Below are 6,000 nucleotides of genomic sequence, written 5' to 3'. Positions count from 1 at the left end.
CGGACTCCGGCGCCGCGGAGTTGGGCACGGGCCTGGACTCGCTCGCCTCCGGAGCCGGGGACCTGGTGACCGGGCAGGAACAGTTGGCGTCCGGTGCGGATGCCCTCGCTGCGGGGTCAGCTGACCTGTCCGCCGGCGCGGACCAGCTGTCCTCCGGTGCCGGCGAGCTCTCCGGCGGCCTTGGCCAGTTGTCCGACTCCACCGCGCAACTGCCGCAGCAGACCCGGGCCCTGGCCGACGGCGCACGGCAGGTGGCCGATGGAACGGCCACTTTGAACACCACAGTTGCCGAGACCGCCAGGGCTGCCCGGCAGAACGTTACCGACGCCGTCGCCCGGCTGGTGGGCAGCGGCGTCCTGACGCCGGCACAGGCTGCGGCGCTTCAACAGGAGCTGGCCGGCACCCAGACCGGCACGGACGGGCTGGAACAGCTGCAGGCCCTGGCCGACGGCGCCGCAGAGGTTGCCGCCGGAGCGGAGTCCCTGGCCTCCGCCACGCCCGCACTGACGCAGGGCATAGGTGCCGCCAACGACGGCGCCTCCCGGCTTGCCGCCGGCGCTGCGGATCTCTCCGCCGGTGCCGGCGAGCTTTCCGAGGGCGCCGGCACCCTGGCCGCGGGCGAGCAGCGGGCGCTGGAGGGTTCCCGGCAGCTGGCCGCCGGGGCGGATTCGGCTGCGGCCGGTGCCTCGACCTTGCGGGACGGACTCGGCGAACTGAAGGAAGGATCCGGGGAACTGGCCGGGCGGCTGGCCGAGGGCGCAGGCAGTGTCCCCAACCCGAATGAGGAGGAGAAGGCCACTGCCTCGGCAGTGATCGCGGACCCGCTGACCGTCAGCACGGTGGACCAGGCTGAGGCCGGAACCTACGGTGCCGGCCTGGCGCCCTACTTCCTGACCCTGGCCATGTGGGTGGGCATTTTTATGCTGGCGCAGGCCATGCGGCCCATCAGCCGCCGGGCCCTTGCCTCCAATGCTCCGCCCTGGAAGATCGCGCTGGGCGGCTGGCTGCCGTTCCTGGCCGTCTCACTGGTGCAGGCCACCGTTCTGTACGCTGCCGTGCGCTTCGGTCTGGGGCTTGATCCGGCCCATCCGGTGCTCGCCTGGGTGCTGCTGCTGATGGCCGCCATGGCCTTCTCGGCGCTGATCCAGGGCATCGTGGCCCTGCTGGGCTCGGTGGGCAAGTTTGTGGTGCTCATCCTGCTGGTGCTGCAGCTGGTTTCCTCCGGCGGCACCTTCCCCTGGCAGACCATCCCGGAACCGCTGCATGTGGCACACAACGTGCTGCCAATGGGACACATGGTGAACGGGCTGCGGCAGCTGCTCTACGGCGGGGACCTGGGGCAGGTGGGCACCGTTGCAGCGGGGCTGCTGCTCTACACCGCCCTGGGGCTGGTGCTGTCCCTGGCCGCGGCGAAGCGGCACCGGCTGTGGACGCTCAAGACTTTGCAGCCGGAAATCGATATTTAGCGCTTAACCGGGGGGCTCAGCCCCGGCGCACCACAAAGTCGGTAATCCGGGCGTCGCGGCCGTCCAGTTCCGCCCACGGCAGCGCGTGTTCCATCACGGTGAGGCCCGACGTCGGATAGCGCGTGGCCATCTCCATCACGGCTTCTTCATCCGAGTCAGGGGAGGCAAGGCGCATGGCCAGTTCCTGCACGCCGGGCAGGTGCGCGATCACCAGCAGGCTGGTCACGGTTTCCGGGACGTGGTTGATGAGGCTGAGGATGCGTTCGGGGGAGGCTGCGTAGAGCCGGTCTTCCAGCTTGGCGGTGGGCGCCTTGTCACCGAGTTCCTTGCAGACCCAGGTGCAGGTCTGCCGTGCCCGCAGTGCCGAGGAACAGAGGATGAAGTCCGGGATGCTGCCGTGCTCACGCATCCACTCACCCGCCAGCGGTGCATCCCGGTGTCCCCGGCCGGAGAGCGGGCGCTCGTGGTCTGCAACATCGCGCGGCCAGTCAGCCTTCGCGTGACGCAGGAGTTGGAGTTTTTTGAGATGGTGGCCGGTCATTTGCCAAGTCTAGCTGCGGACGGAACCCCCGTTCCGTCCGCTGACCGGCCACGCCTCCTGCGCCTAGATGCTGTATTCCGGTGCAGCCCAGACAACAACCTCGGGGTGCTCGTAGAAGCGGTAGCCCTGCCCGCGGACCGTGCGGACGGTGTTGGCCAGGCGGCCCAGCTTGGACCGCAGGCGCCGGATGTGGACGTCGATGGTGCGCTCGTTCGGCACTTCCTCGGCATTGCGCCACAGGCCCGCGAGCAGCTCTTCCCGGCCCACTGTCCTGCTGGCGTTCTCCACCAGGTAGTTCAGCAGCTCGAATTCCTTGAACGTGAGGTTCAGGGTGTCCCCGTCGAGGTGGACTTCCCGCCGTGAGAGGTCAATCAGGACGCCGGACGGGCGCGTTGCCGGCGGAACCTGCGGTGCCGGTACAGGCTGGGCCGCAGGCTGGCGGCGGGCCACCGTGGGATCCCCCAGCGCCTGGCGGACCACCTCGATGTCCGTGCCGGTGGCGCTGGCCGGAGCAAGGGCAACCGCGGCGTGGCTCTGGGCGCCGGGGACCAGGGTCTGGACGTGGGCCCGGATCTCCTGCGCCAGTTTTGTGAGGGACGTGCCGTGCGCGGCAGCGGTGTCCTCATCAAGGCCCACATAAATAACAAACCCGCGGGCAGACGTGTCAGTGCTGACAGACTGCGGACCGGGAATCCCGTTGGGTGTCACCACCGGCATGGGCGCGGTGACGGGGTTGGCATCCTGTCCGGGAAAGGTGCGGAGCGGACGGGCCCCGAGGGTGGACTGGACGCTGTAGGACTGGTTTCCGAACGGCTGGACACCGTAGGAACGGTCGAAACCGCCCCCGGCGGACTGGCGCGGGGAACCTGATCCGGCGCGATTCTGCGCATTGCGCAGGGAGATGTGGACGTAACCGGATGCTACTGACATGTGGAACCTCATCGTGAATCGCCGTCATCACGGCTCGAATGCAGGGGGTGTGCCCGGTCGAGATGGCGCCTGTTATGCCCGTACTTGGGCCTGAGTCTTATCTAAGGAAGGGGGTGGCTCCAGAGATATGCATTCGACAACAGCACGTCTCCTGCGTGGCGCGGACGCCACCGGGGAAGACTGCGACTGGTGCTGTCGTGTTGGTGTTCACGCTTCGGATTATTGCATGTAACAAAGGGGGGCGCGCAAGTAACAATGTCGCTTCCGTCTCACATGGTGGACAGAATGGGTCGTTTTGTGACGTACTTCACAAAACGACATACTGAATAGCTATGCATAAATATGCATAAGGTCTAACCGAGATCGCCGTCGCACCCGTCAGGGGTTTCGCGAACGATGCATGCCTGCCAATAAAAAAGGCATCCGCACCATAAGCAGGCTTATGGAGCGGATGCCGTCAAAAAAAGAAAGTTGTCCACATACTGGACGGTCCGCGGTGCAAAGCGGGCCGCCCAGGGATGGGAGCCGGTGGCCTTAGACCACGCCGTAGAGGCGGTCTCCGGCGTCGCCGAGCCCGGGCACAATGTACGCCTTTTCATCCAGGCGCTCGTCAATGGAGGCCAGCACCACCGTGACATTGGCATCCTGCAGCTCCTCCTGGAGCACCGAGAGGCCTTCCGGGGCCGCAAGCAGGCAGATGCAGATAACCTCTGCAGCGCCGCGCTTGAACATAAACTTGATGGCTTCACGCAGGGTGCCGCCGGTAGCCAGCATGGGATCCAGAACGAAGACCTGGCGGCCGGTGAGGTCATCCGGCAGCCGCTCTGCGTAGGTGATGGCCTCAAGCGTCTCTTCATTCCGGGCCATGCCCAGGAAGCCGACTTCGGCGGTGGGAACCAGGCGGGTCATGCCTTCCAGCATGCCAAGGCCTGCGCGCAGGATGGGAACCACCAGCGGCGTGGGCTTAACCAGCCCGGTGCCTACAGCGGAGGTCACAGGTGTTTCGATGGGGACCGGCTCTACACGGACAGTCCGGGTGGCCTCATAGGCCAGGAGGGTAACCAGCTCCTCGGTCAGCTGACGGAAGACCGGTGACGGTGTGTCCTTGTCGCGGAGAACGGTGAGTTTGTGGGCAACGAGGGGGTGATCCACTACAAGTACGCGCATACCTCAAAACTACCATTCCGGCCCGTCCTTATCCGCGTTCGCCCGCGGGTATGCAGATGCGGGACGATGGTGGCATGCAGCACCTTTCCCGCACCCACGAAGCGTGGATGGACCTTGCCCTCGCCGAGGCCCGGCTGGCCCTGGACACCGGAGACGTGCCCATCGGCGCCGTCGTCCTCGGTCCTGACGGCCGGACACTGGGCACCGGGCGCAATGAGCGGGAGGCCACCGGGGATCCCACGGCGCACGCCGAGGTGCTGGCGATCCGGGCAGCGGCCGAGGCGGTAGGCGAATGGCGGCTCGCCGGCTGCACCCTGGTGGTGACCCTGGAGCCGTGCGCCATGTGCGCCGGCGCCATTGTGCTGGCCCGGGTGCCGAAGGTGGTGTTCGGCGCCTGGGATGAGAAGGCGGGCGCCTCCGGTTCCGTGTTCGACATTCTCCGCGAACGCCGCCTGAATCACTGGGTGGAAGTGTTCCCCGGCGTACGCGAGGAAGAGTCGGCCCGTCTGCTGCGCGACTTCTTCGGCTCGAAGCGAAACCCCTAGGCCTCCGTTCCACCTGCCTGCATTTATACGTAGGCTTACTAAATCCGGAACGCTACAAGCAAAGGAGTTTCCGCAATGGCATCAGAGCAGGACGGACGGGACATTGTTGTCAGCATCCTCGAGAAGGCCAAGATCGCCACGGTAACCACCGTGGACCTGCAGGGAAACCTGGTCAGCCGGCCGCTGCAGCTGCAGGAGGCAGATAAGGACGGGAACCTGTGGTTCTTCACTCCCGACCCCTCCCCCAAGGCCGACGAGGTCCGTGCGAATCCGCACGTGAACGTGGCCATCAATGACTCCAAGGGTTTCCTGTCCATCAGCGGCACCGCCACGGTGACCAAGGACCAGGAGAAGATCGAGGAACTGTGGAAGAGCTCGGTGGAAGCCTGGTTTGAGCACGGCCGCGAGGACCCGGCGGTGGCACTGTTGAAGGTGGATTCGCATACTGCCGAATACTGGGCCTCGGATGAGCCGAAGATCGCCAGCGTGTTCAAGATCGGCAAGGCGGCCGTGACCGGCGGGACGCCCGACGTCGGCAAGAACGACGTCGTCGACCTCTAGTTTCCGAGGCTTCAGCGGCGGTGGCGGGGCTGCTTTTGGGTGTTGGGCCCTGAACCCGGTAAGGTTGACGCGTTGGTGACGTGTCCGAGCGGCCGAAGGTGCAACACTCGAAATGTTGTTTGGTGTAAAAGCCAACGTGGGTTCAAATCCCACCGTCACCGCCAGTGAAGAAGGCCCCGGTTCCCTTGCAAAACAAGGGAACCGGGGCCTTCTCGCTATCCCGGGAAATTTTCAGCCGACCTCCCGTTCCATGAACCTCGGCTTCAGTTGAGAACGTTTACGCCGTCACTCATATAAACGTACACACGCTTGAACTTTCCATTTTCCAGGTAAAAGAAATTGGAGTTGGTCAGCTGTACAGCGTTTCCGTCGTTGTCAGTCAGCTCAACGACGAACTGTGAGGCGATCCTTCCGTTTTCAGTGTCGACCACGTGTCGGAAGTGAATGTGCCGCATATGTGTTCTGTAATTTTCAAACAGTTCTTCGTACATCCTCCGAACGTTTGTGTCGCGCCCTTCGTGGACAGATCGAGCGCTTTGCACGGTGGCCACCGCGTCCTCAGTGAAGCAACTCAGCACGCCTTCGATATCGTATGTATCCACAAAATTGAAATACCGCTCAACCATGTCGATCAAATAACCATAGGTCAGTCCATTGGCTTGAACGGGCAAAGTAGTCAATTCAGTCATGCCATCTCCTTCGAACGAAACCGTCCTGCTGAAAAACACAGGCAAAGTGTTGGAATGGTGCTGCCAACCTAGTCTCTTCGGATGCCGCTGGATACAGTCTG

Annotated in this window: 7 protein-coding genes and 1 tRNA gene; 4 read left to right on the top strand and 4 right to left on the bottom strand. The window is 64.4% G+C overall.

The window, feature by feature from the left end; translation table 11 throughout:
* Positions 1-1,466 (top strand): YhgE/Pip family protein (locus AC5RVB_RS15585; protein WP_494143089.1); only part of this gene is annotated, 1,466 nt, incomplete at its 5' end.
* A 16-nt stretch (positions 1,467-1,482) separates the two neighbouring features.
* Here AC5RVB_RS15585 and AC5RVB_RS15580 read toward each other — a convergent pair.
* The 3 genes from AC5RVB_RS15580 to upp form a co-directional block, all read right to left on the bottom strand.
* Positions 1,483-2,007 (bottom strand): SixA phosphatase family protein, encoded by a 525-nt coding sequence (locus AC5RVB_RS15580; protein ID WP_227905016.1) that lies wholly within the window; start codon positions 2,005-2,007, stop codon positions 1,483-1,485.
* A gap of 63 nt (positions 2,008-2,070) precedes the next feature.
* Positions 2,071-2,937, bottom strand: coding sequence for a winged helix-turn-helix domain-containing protein (locus AC5RVB_RS15575; protein ID WP_227905015.1), 867 nt, complete (start codon positions 2,935-2,937; stop codon positions 2,071-2,073).
* A gap of 534 nt (positions 2,938-3,471) precedes the next feature.
* Positions 3,472-4,104: a uracil phosphoribosyltransferase gene (gene upp, locus AC5RVB_RS15570; protein WP_227905014.1), complete on the bottom strand. Its 633-nt coding sequence runs from the start codon at positions 4,102-4,104 to the stop codon at positions 3,472-3,474.
* 74 nt (positions 4,105-4,178) lie between these two features.
* Between upp and tadA the strand changes: the two genes are divergently transcribed.
* From tadA to AC5RVB_RS15555, 3 genes are all read left to right on the top strand, one after another.
* On the top strand, positions 4,179-4,649 hold the full coding sequence (tadA, locus tag AC5RVB_RS15565) for a tRNA adenosine(34) deaminase TadA (RefSeq protein ID WP_494143088.1): 471 nt from the start codon (positions 4,179-4,181) through the stop codon (positions 4,647-4,649).
* Positions 4,650-4,724: 75 nt separating this feature from the next.
* Positions 4,725-5,210, top strand: coding sequence for a pyridoxamine 5'-phosphate oxidase family protein (locus AC5RVB_RS15560; protein WP_227905012.1), 486 nt, complete (start codon positions 4,725-4,727; stop codon positions 5,208-5,210).
* Between the two features lie 74 nt (positions 5,211-5,284).
* Positions 5,285-5,374, top strand: a tRNA-Ser gene (locus AC5RVB_RS15555).
* 99 nt (positions 5,375-5,473) lie between these two features.
* Here AC5RVB_RS15555 and AC5RVB_RS15550 read toward each other — a convergent pair.
* A complete protein-coding gene (locus AC5RVB_RS15550) occupies positions 5,474-5,899 on the bottom strand; it encodes a nuclear transport factor 2 family protein (RefSeq protein WP_227905010.1) in 426 nt (141 codons plus the stop codon).
* Positions 5,900-6,000: the final 101 nt, after the last annotated feature.

Source organism: Arthrobacter sp. Y3225209 (genome assembly GCF_059090685.1).
The sequence above is the reverse complement of the archived record's forward strand: the minus strand, read 5'-3'. Positions and strand labels throughout refer to the sequence as shown.

Coding starts and splice junctions, on each gene's coding strand:
- AC5RVB_RS15580 (WP_227905016.1), bottom strand. CDS start 2,007: ATGACCGGCCACCATCTCAAAAAACTCCAACTCCTGCGTCACGCGAAG.
- AC5RVB_RS15575 (WP_227905015.1), bottom strand. CDS start 2,937: ATGTCAGTAGCATCCGGTTACGTCCACATCTCCCTGCGCAATGCGCAG.
- upp (WP_227905014.1), bottom strand. CDS start 4,104: ATGCGCGTACTTGTAGTGGATCACCCCCTCGTTGCCCACAAACTCACC.
- tadA (WP_494143088.1), top strand. CDS start 4,179: ATGCAGCACCTTTCCCGCACCCACGAAGCGTGGATGGACCTTGCCCTC.
- AC5RVB_RS15560 (WP_227905012.1), top strand. CDS start 4,725: ATGGCATCAGAGCAGGACGGACGGGACATTGTTGTCAGCATCCTCGAG.
- AC5RVB_RS15550 (WP_227905010.1), bottom strand. CDS start 5,899: ATGACTGAATTGACTACTTTGCCCGTTCAAGCCAATGGACTGACCTAT.